Here is an 18,455-nt window from a genome sequence, read left to right on the forward strand (position 1 = left end):
GTATTTAGCCTTGCGAGATGGTCCTCGCTGCTTCAATCGGGATTCCTCGTGTCCCGACCTACTCAGGATCCTGCTCAGCGCGCTCCGGATTTCGCTTACGGGGCTCTCACCCTCTCTGGCTTACCTTCCCAGATAATTCTGCTATCCTTTGCGCTGCCTTGTCGCAGTCCTACAACCCCAGATGATAAATCATCTGGTTTGGGCTCTTTCCGCTTCGCTCGCCGCTACTAAGGAAATCGATCTTTCTTTCTCTTCCTGCAGCTACTTAGATGTTTCAGTTCACTGCGTCTTGCCCCAACCGGCTATCTATTCACCGCTTGGTAATGCATCTGCATGCATTGGGTTCCCCCATTCGGATATCTCCGGATCACTGCGTACTTACCGCTCCCCGAAGCCTTTCGTGGTTCGTCACGTCCTTCTTCGCCTCATTGTGCCCAGGCATTCACCGTGCGCCCTTCTTTACTTGACCTTACTCAAGATACTCTCTCGGTCGCTCTTTAGCAATCTGTTCTCTTTTGATTGTTTCTCGGTTTTTCTTGGATTATATTCAGTTTTCAATGTACTAACTCGTTTGAGGTATTACCCTCAAAACTAAACAATGTCTTCGCTACTCATGTGCTTTCCTTGCTCTTGCCTTGGCTTCTCTTAGTATTCCTACTCTCCGCCTCGGCCTTTGCTTTTCCTTAGAAAGGAGGTGATCCAGCCGCAGGTTCTCCTACGGCTACCTTGTTACGACTTCACCCTAATCATCTGTCCTGCCTTAGACGGCTGACTCCTTTGCAGGTTATCCTACCGGCTTTGGGCATTACAGACTCTCATGGTGTGACGGGCGGTGTGTACAAGGCCCGGGAACGTATTCACCGCGGCGTGCTGATCCGCGATTACTAGCGATTCCAGCTTCATGCACTCGAGTTGCAGAGTGCAATCCGAACTGAGATTAGCTTTCAGAGATTCGCTTGCCTTTGCAGGTTCGCTGCTCGTTGTACTAACCATTGTAGCACGTGTGTAGCCCAGGTCATAAGGGGCATGATGACTTGACGTCGTCCCCACCTTCCTCCGGTTTGTCACCGGCAGTCTCATTAGAGTGCCCAACTTAATGCTGGCAACTAATAATAAGGGTTGCGCTCGTTGCGGGACTTAACCCAACATCTCACGACACGAGCTGACGACAGCCATGCACCACCTGTCTTAGTGTTCCCGAAGGAAACATCCTATCTCTAGGACTGGCACTAGATGTCAAGACCTGGTAAGGTTCTTCGCGTTGCTTCGAATTAAACCACATGCTCCACCGCTTGTGCGGGCCCCCGTCAATTCCTTTGAGTTTTAACCTTGCGGTCGTACTCCCCAGGCGGAGTGCTTAATGCGTTAGCTGCAGCACTGAGAGGCGGAAACCTCCCAACACTTAGCACTCATCGTTTACGGCATGGACTACCAGGGTATCTAATCCTGTTCGCTACCCATGCTTTCGAACCTCAGCGTCAGTTACAGACCAGAGAGCCGCCTTCGCCACTGGTGTTCTTCCATATATCTACGCATTCCACCGCTACACATGGAGTTCCACTCTCCTCTTCTGCACTCAAGAAAAATAGTTTCAGTTGCACTTCCCCAGTTAAGCTGGGGGCTTTCACAGCTGACTTATTCTCCCGCCTGCGTTCGCTTTACGCCCAATAAATCCGGACAACGCTTGCCACCTACGTATTACCGCGGCTGCTGGCACGTAGTTAGCCGTGACTTTCTGGTTGATTACCGTCAAACAAGAATCAGTTACTACCCTTGTCCTTCTTCACCAACAACAGAGCTTTACGATCCGAAAACCTTCTTCACTCACGCGGCGTTGCTCCATCAGACTTGCGTCCATTGTGGAAGATTCCCTACTGCTGCCTCCCGTAGGAGTTTGGGCCGTGTCTCAGTCCCAATGTGGCCGGTCAGTCTCTCAACTCGGCTATGCATCATCGCCTTGGTAAGCCGTTACCTTACCAACTAGCTAATGCACCGCGGGCCCATCCTTTAGTGACAGCTCGAAAGCCGCCTTTCTCAGCTCGAGCATGCGCTCGTGCTGCTTATTTGGTATTAGCACCTGTTTCCAAGTGGTATCCCAAGCTAAAGGGCAGGTTGCCCACGTGTTACTCACCCATCCGCCGCTCGCGCTTCTGACTTCCTACCGAAGTATTCCGTCAAAATTGCTCGCTCGACTTGCATGTATTAGGCACGCCGCCAGCGTTCGTCCTGAGCCAGGATCAAACTCTCATTTTTTAAATGTTTGTTTGAATGTTTGCTCATTCGTTCCAAGATTCGCATCTCGGATTTATTTGCTTGCGAAATTGACTTCGCTCTTTTGTTTTGGGTTCTTTAAACCCGCACATTTTTGCGAAAACATTGTTCAGTTTTCAAGGTACTACCTGCTGTCTTCTTTAAAACAGCTTTTTCATTTTGCCAGATTCATTTGCTTTTGTCAAGCACTTTTTTCTGACTTGTTTTTGCCGTCTTACCTGACAGCGTTTATTATCTTACTAAACCTGCCGCTTTTTGTCAACTGGTTTTGCTCGATTTATGTTGAACTTGTTATTTGTTGTAACTCGCTCAAGCACAAGTAATACCTTACTCTCTTTGTGTTAGTTCGTCAAATTAAAATTTTTGTTCGTTATTTAAGTTATTTTGCTCTCAAATTAGTTTTTACTAATACCTGATACACGCTATTTTTACTTTTTCTGACTAGACCAATTTGTTAAATATTCGTAATTTAGGCTCTTTGGAGCTAAATTCAGATTGATTTTTTATCAAAAAAATTTCGTAAGCTGATCAGCTTACGAAATTAACAAGTCTATTAACTAGATTAAACTTTCTTCTTTAGTAATCTTTTTCATTCCATTCATATAAGGAACTAAAACTTCGGGTACTGTTACAGTGCCATCTTCATTTTGGTAATTTTCTAAAATTGCAGCAACTGTTCTGCCGACAGCTAAGCCCGAGCCATTAAGCGTATGTGCCAAATGGAGTTTACCATCTTCATCGCGGTAACGAATTTGCGCACGCCGAGCTTGAAAGTCAGTACAGTTAGAACAGCTGGAGATTTCACGATACTTATCTTGTGCCGGCATCCACACTTCCAAATCATAGGTTTTGGCACTAGTAAAACTAGCATCCCCAGTTGATAATGCTACAACATGATATGGTAAATCTAGTTTTTGTAACAAGTGTTCAGCATTGTTTGTGAGTTTGTCCAATTCATTCCAAGACTCTTCCGGCTTACAAATCTTAACCATTTCCACTTTTCTAAACTCGTGCATTCTAATTAAGCCCCGGGTATCACGTCCAGCAGAACCAGCTTCACTTCTGAAGGCTGGAGAAAGCGCAGTAACGTTAATTGGTAATTTGTCTGCGTGAATAATTTCATCACGGAAATAGTTAACCAGCGGCACTTCAGCAGTTGGTATCAAAGTCAGATCGAGTGGCTTATCAGGATCATCATTATCCACAATTGTATAAACATCTTCGCGGAATTTAGGAAATTGACCTGTACCCTGCATTGACTCGTCGTTGACTAAATATGGTGGAATAACTTCGGTATAACCTTCCTTGGTATTTTCATCTAAGAAAAAGTTAAACACTGCCCGTTCAAGCAAGGCACCAGCACCTTTATAATAGACAAAACGCGCACCTGAAACCTTAGCGCCTCTGTCCCAGTCTAAAATATCTAAATCAGTACCAAGTTCCCAGTGAGCTTTGGGCTTAAAGTCGAGTTTTGTTGGTTCGTGCCACTTACGAACTTCTTCATTATAACTTTCATCAGGTCCGATTGGATCAGAATCATCAGGGAAATTAGGCAGTCTTAATAAGATATAGTTTTGCTTTTCAGTTAATTCAGCAACCTTTTCATCTAGTTCCTTAATTTCCTGTCCAACTTCACGCATTTTTTGTACAGCGGTGGAAGCATCTTGCTTATTTCTCTTAATTTCAGCAATTTCTTTAGAAACTTTGTTTCTCTCAGCCTTCAGTTGCTCACTGCGATTTAATTCTTCACGTCTATCAGCGTCAATTTTGACTAATTCATCCAGTTCTTCTGGCTTAACGCCGCGTCTACCCAGCTTATCTTTAGCCCAATCAAGATTCTCACGAATCAATTTAATATCCAGCATTTTTAACCTCCACACAAAAAAGCCAATTCATCCTTAAAATTGGGACGAATTGGCTTTCACATGGCTTCGCGGTACCACCCATTTTCAGCTAATAAGTTAGCTGCGCTTCATTAAGTCGGCGATAACGATGCCGCTTGCCGTGTAACTATTAATTACCCACATTAATGGAATCTGGAAACGACTTCTATTCGCTTGCACCAGAGCGCGAACTCTCTAAAACAGTCTTAGGATTCCGTGTTTGGATATTATTTTAAGCTATTAAGCTTTTTTTGGCAAATAGTATTTATTAGTATTTGCAATTATTTATGCGCAAATTAAGTATTTAAAAAAATACGGACATACTTTAAATGATGAGATAAAGATTTCGGTATTTCCTAATTACTTTTTCCCTTCTAACCACTGTGCCTTTTGCAGTAAGAAATAGTCTTCTTGATACTGAGAAAATTCACTGACTTTACTCATATCAACAGCATAGATAAATTTAAAACCCAGGCGTATTAGTAATTTTTTTGAGCGTAGATTATTTTCAAAAACCCCAGCCCAAATTTCAGTTTGATTGAGTTTTTGGAATGCATAATCCAGCACTATTTTTAGTGCTTCAGTCATATAACCGTGTCCCGAGAAGTCCTTGTCTAACAAAAAGCCAATTTCTTTAGTTGCCTGCAATTCTTTGGTACTGACGCCGCGCTCATATAGCTCAACTAAACCAATCATTTTTTGAGATTGGCACAAGCAGAGAGCATAGCTATATTTTCTTGCCACATATTGCCCAGCCGCTTTTTCGGCATCACCTAGATTTTGATAATGACCAAAGCCTGCTAAGCGCTGATAATATTCATCCTGCCCCCATTTAAGTAAAGTTGATGCATCCGACAAGTTAAAAGGGCGCAAATAAATGCGATTAGCCATTAATGGCCCACCAATTTGAGCAACCAATCCATGCCAAACTGGAGTGCAAAACTATAGGCTGCAATAGTCCAAGGCTTACCTAAGATGATAATCCAAAAATAAGTCCAGAACTTCATATCTGTTAAGCCTGCTAGTAGACACAAAACGTCATCTGGTGCCATTGGCGCTACAATACAGATCGCAAAAAACCAGTTAAATTTGCTTTGATTTTTGGTCCACTTCATATATTTATCAAGCGTTTTTTCGGAAACAATATGAAGGATAAAGGGTCTGCCATAAAAGCGTGCCAAAAAAAAGTTGATGATTGAGCCAACACAGATTCCAACATAGTTATAAATAAAACCAGCTACTGGTCCAAAGAAGATCACTCCGCCTAAAAGTGAGACTCCACCTGGAATAATAGGGATAACCACCTGTATAATCTGAATCACAACAAAAATTATTGGCCCAATTATTCTCTTATCAGCCAAATATGCTTTCATTTTAGCTTGACTAGTAAATATTCCTAATTTGTACCAATAAATACACAATAGAATAATGATAATCCCGCTGACAACGGTCAAGATGTTAATTAATCTTCGACTAGCTTTAGCAGACAGATGCATAACTTACCTCCAATGTTAAGCCTCATTTTACCAAAAAATAAGCAAAGTGATTACTTTTTAATTCATTAAATACTAATAATTAAAATAACTTAAATATTTACATTTATGAAATAAAAGGAAGCTTGTTTTAAAACGGTCAGCTGTCCTAATTACAGTATAATAGTTAATAATACTTAATTAATTTTTGGAGGAAATTCGGATGACCAAATTTATTACTGACGTCACTTATGATAAACAAAAAGATTTACAAGTAGATATTTATGAGCCAGATAATGATAGTTCCAATAATAAAATACTATTATTTTGGCATGGCGGTGGTTGGTTTCGCGGTGACAAAAGCAGCTTTAAAGAACTATGTAGTAAAATAGCCGCTCATGGTTTTACCGTCTTTGCTCCCAACTACTCCCTTGCACCGCAACACCCGTTTCCAGCCGCACACGAAGACAGCATTAATTTTGTAAAGTGGTTGCTAAAAAGTAAATACGTTGCTAATAAAAAGGTAGACATCACTCAAATAGGAGCTAGCAGTGGTGGAACAATGGCTCTTAATATTGCTGGCAAATATGGTTTCCCCACTGTTACTTGGTCAGCACCAGTTAACTACTCAAAGTGGATGAAAGACCACCAGAAAGTGACAGCTTCAGTTGATGGTCGCAAGGAACTGGGCTTAACTAATTTACATGATATTAATGATGCCTTTTATAAATATTTTACTTTAGCATATGCCAGTTCAGAAGACGCACTAGTCTTAAAGAAAATAGATGCTACTTCTTATGACTATAGTAATTTACAGCAGCTATTGATGATTAATTCTGCAGATGAATTATCGCCTATTAAGTATTTGCTTGACTTTATTGCTGTTCTAGCTCAACAAAATCATGCGGTTGACTTGAAAATAATAGCTGGTAATAAGCACGCAATGTCTTATTCCACTCAATATCTGGAGCAATCACTAAACTATCTTTTAAATGCAATAAAATAATTTTTATTTTTACTTACTATTGATTAGTAAAATATTCTGTATGTGCTATAATAATTAATGAAAACGTTTTATATTCTTGATAAGCTTATCCTACAAATTTTTAAGGAGATAATATTATGGCTAAATATCAATCAATTAATCCATATACTAACGAAAACTTTGCCAATTATGACAATCCTACTTCTGATCAAATAGAGGATGCTCTTAATTTAACCGATGCATTGTATCACAAGTGGCGTCATGAAAAGCCTGAAACACGGTCTAAGACCCTGCATCAAGTAGCAGATGGTTTGCGCGAGCATAAAAAAGAAATGGCTGAAATCATGACCCGTGAAATGGGTAAAATGATTGGTGAAGCAGAAGGTGAAGTTGATCTTTGCGCTTCTATTTGTGACTATTTTGCCGATAAAGGTCCTGAATTGTTAAAACCAGAGCCAATTGACTCCAAACTGGGCGATGCATATTACCTAAAGCAAGCAACTGGTGTAGTAATGGCTTGTGAACCATGGAATTTCCCACTTTATCAAGTAATCAGAGTATTTGCACCAAACTTTATTGTGGGTAATCCTATTATTCTCAAACATGCGCATAATGTTCCTGGTTCAGCAGCATTAATTGCTAAAATTATTAAACAAGCAGGAGCTCCGGAAGGAAGTTTAATCAACCTTTACCCAAGTTATGACCAACTTGATCAAATTATTGCTGATCCTAGAATTCAAGGAGTAGCTTTAACTGGTTCAGAGCGTGGTGGTTCTTCTGTTGCTGAAAATGCCGGTAAAAACCTGAAAAAGTCGACAATGGAACTTGGCGGCAATGATGCTTTCATTATTCTTGATGATGCTGATCCGCAAGTCTTAAAACAAGCACTTAGTTCTGCTAGAACCTATAATGACGGACAAGTATGTACATCTTCTAAGCGTATTATTGTTGTTAAATCACGTTATGAAGAAACTCTCCAAGAATTAAAGAGCGTCTTTTCTAGCTTAAAAGCTGGCGATCCGCTTGATCCAAACACAACTTTGCCACCAATGAATTCACAAGGTGCCAAGGATAAATTAACCAAGCAAGTTGACCAAGCTATTGGTGCCGGCGCCAAAGTATTCTATCAATATCCTGAAATTGATTCTGATGGTGCCTTCTTCCGTCCAACTATCCTGACTGATATTGATCGTGATAATCCTGCATTTGACCAAGAATTCTTCGGCCCAGTAGCTATTGTCTACGAAGTAGAAGATGAAGATGCTGCTATTGCTTTAGCTAATGATTCCAGCTACGGCTTAGGTTCTTCAGTTATCAGCTCCAATCTTGAACGTGCACAAAACGTTGCCGCTCAAATTGAAACTGGTATGACAGTAATTAACGGTACTTGGATTAGTTCAGGTGAATTACCATTCGGTGGCATTAAGAAATCCGGCTATGGTCGTGAACTCAGCGATCTTGGCTTGATGGCTTTTGTTAACGAGCACTTAGTAATTTCTATGCCGACCAAGTAATATTTATAAGAAGACAAATTAAAAAGGCTGATAGACGCTAGTTTATCAGCTTTTTATTTGATTAAATTTATTTTAACGGTGGCGCATGAGGTTATAACCGGTTAGTCCAGTCGTCATCACGCTGGCTAAAATCAAGAAATACGTTGAAGCTCCTATTGAAACAGCATACAAAAGCAATTGGCTAGTAATGCTATGCAAAATGCCCCGATTAGACAATGAACTGTTTGACATTCTAAAAATAAGGTAAATTAGGAAAATACTTTCAATTAAAGACAGTGAAAAAGCAATTATCCTGCTCTTTTTAGTATCTTTCATTGTATGGTAAATAATAAACAGCGGAATCAAAACGATGACTAGCCAGATTACACAAAGCACTACTCCAGACAGTAAAGTGGCATTTGAAGAAAAGAGTCTGCCGGCTAATCTGAAAGTTACCCGCGTAATTGACATTTTTTGACTGTAAGTCACGTCTAAAACAGACGCACCTGATCCAGTAAATAAAACAATTAAGTTTATTATTGCCAGCAAAACTACTAACAGCTGTACATAAGAAAAGTGCTTTTTCATCGGGGCATTTTCCTTATTTTTAATACTTTTCTGGGCTAGCCTGCTCTTTGATCTCACCTTTTCCTTCGATTCAGCTACGTCATTAAACATATTGGATCCGAGCTGATTTATTTTTTGTGTTAAGCGTTCATCTACGGTGTAGCGATCAATCTTTTCTTGCCGGCTGCACACAAAATAGAGCCAAACTAATAAAGCAAAAAAGCAAATCCAACCAAAACTGCGAGAAAAACTCATCAGGATTAACAATGCAATTCCCAGCAGAAATACGATCATACTGTTCACATGAATCCACTTTAGCATTCGTGCAATAACAGAGTTTTGCTTTGCTGGATAAAATTCTTGCCGGTATAATTTGCGACTAGCAATTTTTTTGCCGGTCGTTTCATCTTCAAAAACAGCCTTTTGGTGTTGATCTGTGAAAAAAGTCTCACGATATTTTTGTAAGTCAAAATGACAATTTGGACATTTAACATCCTCATCAGTGATGGGACGACCACAGTTTGGACAAGTAGTCATAAGAAGCTTCCTTTAATCAATAATTGTTAATAGGTTAATCATAAAACAAAAATAGCGATAAGGAAAATTCTTTATCACTATTTTAATACAGTCTTTTACTGTAATTCTTGAATTTTTGCTTTAACTTGCTTTATTTCAGAAATTGAAGCTTTCGAATCAAGCATTAATTGATCGAGCTTAAACTTGAGTAGTTCTAACTCATTATTATTCCTTTTCTGCTGCTTCACTTTTTGCGCCTGCGAAGTGAGCAGCAGACCATTCTTAATTTGCCATCTTTCAACTTTAAGCTGTTTGATAAATGCTTGATCGTGTGACACAAGTATCATAGCAAACGGATAAACTTTCACAAATTCCGCCAGTGCATTAATAGAGGCAATATCTAAAAAGTTTGTGGGTTCATCAAGCAGCAATAGATTATATTGGCCGGTAATTATTTTTGCTAAATTGAAACACACAAGCTGGCCACCACTAAGATCACTTATTTTATGGTCTCCATATTGGCGCAAATGCAAATCGCCCAAGACCTGCATAGTCGAACTATTATCGAATATGCTGGTGGCAAAAAGAGAATCAAATAACGTTTTATCCGTTTGGCTTGTAACTATGTTTTGGTTAAAATAACCTATTTTTAATTGCGGATTATAAAAACCATGCAGTTTCCTATCCTTAACTTGTTCCAGAAAAACAGTTTTGCCAACACCGTTTTGCCCAGTTAAAACTATTTTTGAGCCATAAGCAAGATTTACTTCTTGCGTAATGTTAAACAACTTCTGCCCATAAGCATTAAGCGGTTGCTTCTCCAGCCGTAATGCCTTGCTTTTCGAAGAAATAGACAGGTCAGTTATCCCATTGTTGCCATTTTTCAAGGTAATCGCATGATGAACTGGCGGCTTTTCTAGCTCTCCTTTTTCCTTATTGATGCGGTTAGCAAGACTTTTACTGGCTCTGATGACATTATTGGCTGTTTTTTGTTTTCCTAGCGACTTTGACCGCCAGTCAGATGAAGAAAGTCCCTTTTTGTTACGAGAAAAAGTTCTGGCCTTATTAAAATGCTGATTATAACTTCTCTTTAACTGCTCAAGGTGCTTTTCCTTTTGCTCATAAATCGTTTCTGCTCGTTTTTGTTCATCTTGTCTAAAGCTGCGAAATTCTTCATAAGTCCCAGAGAAATTGTGCACTTCTTGATCTTGAATATACCAGATTGAATTACAGACGTTATCCAAAAAGTTCTGGTCATGACTGACAATTAAACAGGCAATTTTGCTTTTATTTATTAACTTTATTAACCATTGTTGCTGCGTAATATCCAAATTAGATGTGGGTTCGTCTAAAAGCAGCAAGCCGTTAGGCATATTTTTTAATTTGGCAATGGCCCTATTGAGAGCTAATTTCTCTCTTTGCCCGCCACTCTTATCACCAGCATCAAGCAATTGCGGAACATAAGCAAAATTACAATTGTTAATAACTGCACCTTTAATGGTAAACAAATCCGTAAATTTTTCTTGAGCAAGAATCTTCATTAAAGTGGTTTTACCGGCACCATTATTACCAATCAAACCAATTTTTTGTCTAGAATTGATGCTCAAATTTGAGACAGTCAGCAGTTTAGAAGCTGCCACGTCAACTTGTAAATAATCTATTTTAATTAATTCCACTATAATACCTCAATGTATATGCGTAATTAGTAAAGTAAGCCGCAATTATAAGCTGCTAAAATTACTCTACTTGATAAATAAGATCGCTCTACGTTGAGTTAAAAATTAAAAAGTGGTGATTGATTTAAAACTACAACTAGAGCTTATTGATTATTTACTTGTCTTGACATGCCAGTATTCCTTACCTTCTACTTAAAATTTAATTAAAAACAGTATACTATAACTAATTAACATTTGTAAATGGATTAAAAAATTGTTTTGAATAAAAAAGGCTGAAATCCTCTAACTGAGAATTTCAACCTTTTAATTAATTTCGCTTAATTTTTAACACGTTTATTCTTGCGCCAATGAACACCTTCATAAGTTAACTTGACTGCAGCTGACAAGGTAATCGGCATAATAAATACTAATATTATCAAACCAATAATCACTGCCAAAGCAACTTCAATCAAAGTCGGAATTCCTGATGGAATTAATGCGGCAAATGTACCACCTAAGATAATGGCTGCTGAAACCACCACAGTTCCAATAATACCGCATGCTTTAAGCATTCTTTGACTTGGCTTGCCGTTTTCAAGTTCACGGTAGCGTGTCATCAAGAAGATACTGTAATCAACACCTAAAGCAATTAACATGATAAAGCCAAAGAACGGCGTGTTCCAAGTTAGCATGCTTTTACCTAAGGTAGCCTTAACTACCCACTCTGTAATTGATAATGAGCAGAAGTAGGCAATCAGGAGTGTACCTAAAATGTAGACAGGTTGTAAAAGTGAACGAGTTACAAAAATTAAGGCAATGCCAATTCCAATTAGCATTATGGCTGCAGTTCTAATAAAGTCCCTGTTGGCAATATCCTTAATGTCAGCAATGTTAGAACTTTCGCCGCCCATTGCTACTGTCGCATTCTTAAGACGAGTGCCTGCAAAAGATTTTTTAGCTATTAAGCTCATGTCCTGCGCCTTTTTGGTTGCTTTAAGACTACTTGGATTTGACTTAAAGACAATCATGAGCATGGCTGACTTTTTGTCAGGGCTCAAATAGTTCTTAATCGAAGTTTGGAAAGTATCGTTTTTGATAAATTCTTGTGGAATATAGAAAGTATCTGCGGCAGAAGAACCTGCTAAGCCATTAAGGTAAGCAGCACCTTGTCCTAAGCCACTATTAACTTCATCCACACCATTAGTCAGTTTTGGCGTATTAGCTGCTAATTGACCAGCACCTGTATTAAGTTGACCAACACTGGAATTTAATTGACCGATACCTGAACTTAATTGACCAGTGCTGGAGTTAACTTGACCAATACCCGAGCTTAATTGACCAGCACTAGAATTAAGTTGACCAATGCCACTGTTCAGAGTCGAGGCGCCATTATTCAATTGGCCCGAAGCAGTGGCTAATCTGCCGACACCAGATTGAAGCTGACCCATTTGTCCAGATACGTTAGGCATTGATGCGGAAGCTTCTGCCCAGGATTTTTCTAAAGCGGCACCTGCAGCTTGCATTGCAGCCATCTTTTGCTGCTGAGTTAAGCCCGGAATACTATTAATGCTCTTAGATAAGTTAGCTTTATAGCTCTTTTCTAAAGCAGCTTTGGTATTCTTCTGCGCATTTGCGATACCAGCACTACCACTTGCAAGTTGAGAATTTAATTGATTTAAGCCACTAGTCATTTGCTCAGTTCCACTTTGCAGACGACTGGCGCCGCCTTGCAGTTGACCTGTGCCGTTTTGCAAACGGCCTGCACCATTTTGCAATTTGCTCGTGCCGCTTTGCAACTTACTTGCGCCATCTTGGAGTTGGCTTGTACCATTTTGCAGTTGGCTTGTACCATCTGCCAACTTATTTGCGCCAGCAGATAATTGTTTACTTGCTTTGCTTAATTTACCTAAACCGGCACGTGCTTGATCAACACCTTGGTTAACCGTATTAAGCTGGTTCTTAACGTAAAGCTGATCAATGCTCTCACCATAAGGTTGAGTAACAGAAGTGACGAAAGCCACATCTTTAGAAGCTTGCAATTGTCTAGTCAATTGATCAATAAGACGTAAATCTGCTTCATTATCAAGTTTATGATTACTCTTAATGTAGAGTGTTGACGGTTCGGCCATTCCCTTTGAAAAATGGTCTTCAACAATCAGCATCCCAGCCTTAGCAGTTTCATTATTATCTATTTCGTCAGTATCATCATAGTTCAAGTGACCAGTGTACATTAGGCCAAAAGGAATAACGACCACAGCCAGTACAATTAAATAGATAATTGGGTGAGCAAGAGTACCTTTTGAAATACCATGCCACAATTTATCTTCGTGTTCACCAGTAAATTTCTTTACCGGCCAGAACATTTTTTCACCTAAAACAGCCATGAAGAATGGGTTAAGCGTCAGTAATACAATTAGTAAAACAGCGACACCAACTGCAACACCAACGGCTGATTGGTAAATAGAGAAGTTGGCTAAACTGAGAGCTGAAAAACCAATTAAGATGGAGGAACCAGAATAAAGGATAGTTTTTCCAGCAACCTTTAAGGCACTGTTCATCGCTTCGTAGCGATTCATCCCTTTACCCAGATCCTCTTTAAATTTGTCATATAACAGGATGTTATAGTCTGTACCAATTCCGAACAACACAATAATCATAAAGACTTGTGTAAAGTTGGAAAACGGGAAGTTCTGGTATTTAACTAAGTTAGTAACAATCGCAAATGATGTAATAAAGGAAACACCAACAGTTAGTAATGAAATTAACGGCACGATCGGCGACTTGAAGACGATTACTAACACAATGAAAATAAAGACTACTGTAATTACTTCAGTTTTCTTAATTCCTTCTTGAATTGCATTTGAAAAGGCATTTTGCAAAACATCCGCACCAGTAACATACGTTCTGATACCAGCTGTTTTAACTGCTTTAGTTAGCTGCGCTTCAACATCATTAATAGGTCCGTGCTTTTTAGCAACATTTAACTGCATTATCCATGTGGTATTATCCTTTGATTGCAGTTTTTTCTTAGTCGCAATATTATCATCAGGACCTAAGACCATTTTAATACCGTAATGATCTTGATTATCTTTCAGCTTAGCAATAGTTTCATTAATGGCATCCTTATCATCAGATGTCAGCTTGCCTTTTTCTTTATTAAAAACTACCGCAACCTGATAAGTATTTTTTTGTTTGGGACCCCAATCATTTTGAATTGACTTTGCAACTTCACTTTGAACGTCAGACGGTAAGGAAATATTTGAGTGCTCACGGGTTAACCCTGTAACGTCTGGCAAAGCCACAACAGAAATGATTAAAATTAAAATCCATGCAATTAACGAGAAAATATGATTTTTTACTAGTTTATGCACTCCGATTTTCCTTTCTATTTTTTTGCAATAATTTATTAGGCTGAACTAGTTGAATAATTAATTCATGATAACCCTGATCAGCCTCATCACTAGTTTCTTCTGTAAAAGATTCAGATACATCTAAAAAAACGTATCCCAATACTGCCCCAATTAAGGAATGGAGCGAAACCGTGCTGTCACTTCTTAAATTTAGTTTGTCAGCCAAAGCTATTATCTTTAAAATTTCTTGAGTAATAGCATCGTCTTTCTTGTATTCGTTCAAATGATAAAGAATACTAATTAATGCGGGATCATCCAGAATAAAGTCACGGACAATATCTGCAAACTTGAGTAAAGCTTCCTCACCTGAAATTCCGATCAGATTATCAACTAATTTTTTACCTAAAATTTTAATTCTGCTTGCACCTACAAGCGACAACAGTTGCTTTCGGCCTGAAACATAATGATAAAGCGACTGTGAACGAACGCCTAACTCTTTAGCTAGGTTCGGCAGAGTGGTCGCGGAAAGTCCCTTTCGTCCAATCAGCTCCGTCGCCTTCGCAATCACCTTATCCAAATCAAGGTTTCTTTTTCTAACCAATTTCACCCCTCCTTTTGACAGCATACTGAATAATATAGCACTACAGTTTGAAGAATACAATCTACAAGCTGTAAATTATTTTATATTATCAAAAAAGCCCTAAAACTCAATTCTGATTAGGGCCAATTTTTTAAGATTTGGTAAAGCACTATTTAAAAACGTTATTTAAAGAAGCTGTTAACTGCTTTTCCCAGTTTAACAAAGTCTTGGTCATTATTACTCCAAACGCTGACACAGTAGGCATTACCATTAGATTGTACCAGAGCTACATTGGCCTTACTATCGCCAATAGCATAGATTAAGCCTTTAGTATTACGAATAATCTTAGGCTTGGTTCTGCTGGAATTCAGAGTGCCCAATACCTGATTAGAATACTGTCTGCTTAAAATCTGATCATGATAAAGACTGACCATAATCTTGTTTAAATCGTTAGCAGTAGTCAAAGCTGCTGCTTTAGCGGCAAACTTATTTTTAATGACAGTATCTTTAACACCGATTTTCTTAATAATAGCATTAACTTTAGCTGGTTTAAGCGTCCGCAAGAGTGCATTAGCAGCTGTTTGATTGCCTTGCAGCATTAGTTGCTTTAGGTAGGACGCATTGTATGCTATCCCCTTTTGCAGCAATTTTTCCTTTTTAGCGCGATCACTCTTTTTAATTTTTATCGTCTTGTTGTTAATTGATTTGCCATGCTGCTCTTGGTATGTGAGTGCAATCAATAAAAATAAACGACTGATAGAATTTACACTATGACGTTGACTGGTATTAGCAACGCGGGCAAATTTATTATTATTCAGATCCTGAACACATACCTGATAGCTATGATCTTTTCCCATCACCTGCTCAATTTTCTGTGCCCATTTTTTCTCACTGCCTGCTGCTACTTTAATGTGATTAGGGTATTCAACAGTGGCAACTTTTGGCTCACTGGGACCTTTTTTACCTTTTTTATTCTTTACTACTTGTTCCTGCTTTGGTCCTGCAATCTTTAATTTGGTATTTTTAACCCGCTTAAGATTAACGGAATAGAGCATAAAAGCAAGAAGCGCTGTAATTAATGAACCTAGCAAAACTTTATTTTTCATGTATTCGCCTCAGCTTAAAAGAAATGATGTCGTTTCATTAAAACAATCAACCAACCCATTAGAAAGACTGTCACCACTATGATCGCAATCCAGTCAGAAGAACTATGACCAACCGGCAAGCTCACATTCATACCATAAAAGCCGGTTAAGATCGTTGGTATTGTTAAAACCAAAGACCAAACGGTTAGGAACTTCATAGTATCATTCAAATTATTGTTCATCATGTTGTTAGAAGTTGCAGACAAGGTTTGCGTAACCTGTTGCGAAATTTTCACCATTTCTGCCGCCTGATTTGATTCAATCAATACATCATCTAGTCGTTCACGCCCAGGCTTAGTAAAATCCAATTCAGACATTTTTAAGCTGTGCAGCATCATTAAATTAGTTTGAATTGAGCTGGAAAGATACACCAAGCTTTTTTCAATATTTGACAATTCAACCAAATCTTTATTATTAATATCGCCAGATAATTTTTGATCTAAACTGTTGCGCTCAGCGTCAAGTTGCGTAACCGCACGTTGAAAATACTGTGATAAGTACAACAAAAATTTCATTAGCAATTCAGTCACGTCCTGAGCCAAGGATAAATCCCGTCTTGAAGTATTATCATTGAACTCATCAAATACATAACTGGTTGATTCTGTGTGAAACGTAAAAATATTTTGACCAGATACTAAAAAAGTAACTGGATGTGCCGTAAAGTGCTTAATTGTCTTAGTGGGCCAAATCGGCACGTCATAAACTAGTAAGTGAATATGAGTATGCGTATCGTAATCATAGTGCGGCCTTTCATGTCTATCAGAAATATAAGAAATCATATCTGGAGTGAAATGGAAATCTATTTGCAGTCGGTTGCTGTCTTCTTCACTCAAATTACTGATGTCATACCATTTATAATTGGTTTCCACCGGAAACTTTTGCTCTCTAATCACTTTTTCACCCCTGGCCGTTATATTTAGCCGGTTTTGTACCAGCTTTTTTATGCCAATATTATCTTACCATTCAAGTGAAAAACGACAAATAAAAAAAACAGGCATCAACCTGTTTTTTTAATCTTATAGCGCTTTGTTATTGTTGCCATGCCGCATTAAATTTATTTTTACCAGTTGTGATTGCTTTTTCAACATTCCGGTTCTTTTGTGCAGCCGATAAAATAGATTGCATTATCGGTGTCAATTGACTAAATGTAGCACTAGAATCCTTAATCACAGGAACACTGTAAAGTGAATTGGCATTAAGAATATCTTCCAACTTAGCAGGCAGCTTAAAGTCTTTGTTTGACTTATAAGTATCTGACTTAGTTGCTTCTTCATTAACTGGAATATATCCCGTTTCTTTAGCCCACTTAATTTGGCTTTCTTTACTAGAAAGGTATTTCATAAATTTGAAGGCAGCTGCCTTTTGCATCGCACTCGCATGACTAAACATGTAAATATCGGTACCTTGTGACATAGTGTATTTACTTGGGCGGGCAGCAACTTCATAATTGAAACCCTTTTTAGCTGCTTGCTTAATCCATGTTTCTGTTGATGAAGAAGTCACAAACATAGCCAGCTTCTCATTTGTAAATGGAATATACAAGTATTTATCAGAGCCTGGCATTCTAAAGTAGCCCGCTTTTTCGCCAGCTATAAAGTAATTGAGTAACTTTCTTGACTTGGTTCCCGTAAAATTGATTTTGCTGGAGAAGTCTTCACCTTGGTTCTTCATACCCAAAACATAGTAGTTGTCCAAGTCATCGAAGCCGGCACCGACTACCTTGTGATTACTCTTTTCGTAAATAGTTTGAGCTGCAGCCTTGACCCCACTCATAGTTGTAGGTACTTTTGTAACGCCATAGCGCTTAAGCATCTTCGGGTTATAAATCAAAACCTCAATTGACTTATTGAAAGGAATACCGTATTGCGTGCCTTTAATTTGGGCTCCGTTCAACATATCAGTTTTAATGCCTGATGCTTCTACACTGCCCCAACCAACATCTTTGTTATTGATGTATGGCTTAAGGTCGACCAGCATCTTATTTTTAGCTGCACTTTCAAGCCAGCCAGGATATGCTTGGGTGATTGTCGGTAAATTTTTAGGTGATTGCAAAGTTGATGTAATTTTAGATTGCAGGTTATCATAATCACCTTGTTGCTCAAGTTTAATCTTAATCTTAGGATTTTTATTTTCAAAATCTTGAGCCAAACTTTTTAGCGTTTTTTCCTGAGAGCCCTGCATTCCATGCCAAAAGACAACAGTGGTTTTTTGAGTAACTTTTGGTATTTTAGAGCTTGAGGATGATGAACTATTGTTATTGTTAGAACAAGCAGCAGTTCCAATTAACGCCAAGCTCGCGACTGCAAATGCCGCCAGCTTTTTACTAAAATTCATGATATATTTTTCCTCCAGAATATTTTCAATTGCCCAGTAGTGATTACTTGAGCATTTAACTCTCACTTATTGTATAGCAAACAATACCAGAATACAATAAATCCAATTGAAAAAATTCGCTTTTTTTTGGCTATTTAAACTTATTTTGATTTAAAGTTCGATACGTTGCGAACAATTAATCGCTCGCCGCTATTTTGTTCTTTT

Annotated in this window: 12 protein-coding genes and 2 rRNA genes; 2 read left to right on the plus strand and 12 right to left on the minus strand. The window is 38.6% G+C overall.

The features are described 5' to 3' along the window. The 5 genes from H3T47_RS00005 to H3T47_RS00025 all read right to left on the minus strand — a co-directional run. Positions 1–469, minus strand: a 23S ribosomal RNA gene (locus tag H3T47_RS00005); the annotation flags it as partial. A 218-nt stretch (positions 470–687) separates the two neighbouring features. After that, positions 688–2,253 (minus strand): 16S ribosomal RNA (locus tag H3T47_RS00010). A gap of 575 nt (positions 2,254–2,828) precedes the next feature. Next, positions 2,829–4,136 carry a serine--tRNA ligase gene (serS, locus tag H3T47_RS00015; protein WP_199282138.1) on the minus strand — a complete coding sequence of 436 codons (1,308 nt, stop codon included), beginning with the start codon at positions 4,134–4,136 and terminating at the stop codon, positions 2,829–2,831. A 378-nt stretch (positions 4,137–4,514) separates the two neighbouring features. Next, complete coding sequence (locus H3T47_RS00020) at positions 4,515–5,045, minus strand: GNAT family N-acetyltransferase (RefSeq protein ID WP_199282139.1); 531 nt, start codon at positions 5,043–5,045, stop codon at positions 4,515–4,517. Continuing rightward, positions 5,045–5,650 (minus strand): TVP38/TMEM64 family protein, encoded by a 606-nt coding sequence (locus H3T47_RS00025; protein WP_046326749.1) that lies wholly within the window; start codon positions 5,648–5,650, stop codon positions 5,045–5,047. Before H3T47_RS00025 ends, H3T47_RS00020 begins: the two co-directional genes overlap by 1 nt. A gap of 199 nt (positions 5,651–5,849) precedes the next feature. Between H3T47_RS00025 and H3T47_RS00030 the strand changes: the two genes are divergently transcribed. Then, positions 5,850–6,632, plus strand: coding sequence for an alpha/beta hydrolase (locus H3T47_RS00030; RefSeq protein WP_046326748.1), 783 nt, complete (start codon positions 5,850–5,852; stop codon positions 6,630–6,632). Between the two features lie 116 nt (positions 6,633–6,748). Continuing rightward, positions 6,749–8,125, plus strand: a complete 1,377-nt coding sequence (locus tag H3T47_RS00035) for an NAD-dependent succinate-semialdehyde dehydrogenase (protein WP_046326747.1) — start codon at positions 6,749–6,751, stop codon at positions 8,123–8,125. 72 nt (positions 8,126–8,197) lie between these two features. Here the strand turns inward: H3T47_RS00035 and H3T47_RS00040 are convergent, their stop codons facing one another. The 7 genes from H3T47_RS00040 to H3T47_RS00070 all read right to left on the minus strand — a co-directional run bounded on the left by H3T47_RS00040 (position 8,198) and on the right by H3T47_RS00070 (position 18,251). After that, positions 8,198–9,208, minus strand: coding sequence for a zinc ribbon domain-containing protein (locus H3T47_RS00040; RefSeq protein ID WP_199282140.1), 1,011 nt, complete (start codon positions 9,206–9,208; stop codon positions 8,198–8,200). A gap of 95 nt (positions 9,209–9,303) precedes the next feature. Next, positions 9,304–10,863 (minus strand): ATP-binding cassette domain-containing protein, encoded by a 1,560-nt coding sequence (locus tag H3T47_RS00045; RefSeq protein WP_199282141.1) that lies wholly within the window; start codon positions 10,861–10,863, stop codon positions 9,304–9,306. A 317-nt stretch (positions 10,864–11,180) separates the two neighbouring features. After that, a complete protein-coding gene (locus H3T47_RS00050; protein ID WP_199282142.1) occupies positions 11,181–14,213 on the minus strand; it encodes an MMPL family transporter in 3,033 nt (1,010 codons plus the stop codon). Beyond that, entirely contained in the window at positions 14,206–14,793 is a 588-nt protein-coding gene (locus H3T47_RS00055) for a TetR/AcrR family transcriptional regulator (RefSeq protein ID WP_046326743.1), read from the minus strand. Before H3T47_RS00055 ends, H3T47_RS00050 begins: the two co-directional genes overlap by 8 nt. A 161-nt stretch (positions 14,794–14,954) precedes the next feature. Next, a complete protein-coding gene (locus H3T47_RS00060) occupies positions 14,955–15,878 on the minus strand; it encodes a serine hydrolase (protein ID WP_199282143.1) in 924 nt (307 codons plus the stop codon). Between the two features lie 14 nt (positions 15,879–15,892). Beyond that, positions 15,893–16,810 carry a magnesium transporter CorA family protein gene (locus tag H3T47_RS00065; RefSeq protein WP_046326741.1) on the minus strand — a complete coding sequence of 306 codons (918 nt, stop codon included), beginning with the start codon at positions 16,808–16,810 and terminating at the stop codon, positions 15,893–15,895. 136 nt (positions 16,811–16,946) lie between these two features. Further along, on the minus strand, positions 16,947–18,251 hold the full coding sequence (locus H3T47_RS00070) for an extracellular solute-binding protein (RefSeq protein WP_199282144.1): 1,305 nt from the start codon (positions 18,249–18,251) through the stop codon (positions 16,947–16,949). Positions 18,252–18,455 lie beyond the last annotated feature (204 nt).

The sequence above is a fragment of the Lactobacillus sp. W8093 genome, assembly GCF_016100925.1.
Classification (GTDB): domain Bacteria; phylum Bacillota; class Bacilli; order Lactobacillales; family Lactobacillaceae; genus Lactobacillus; species Lactobacillus helsingborgensis.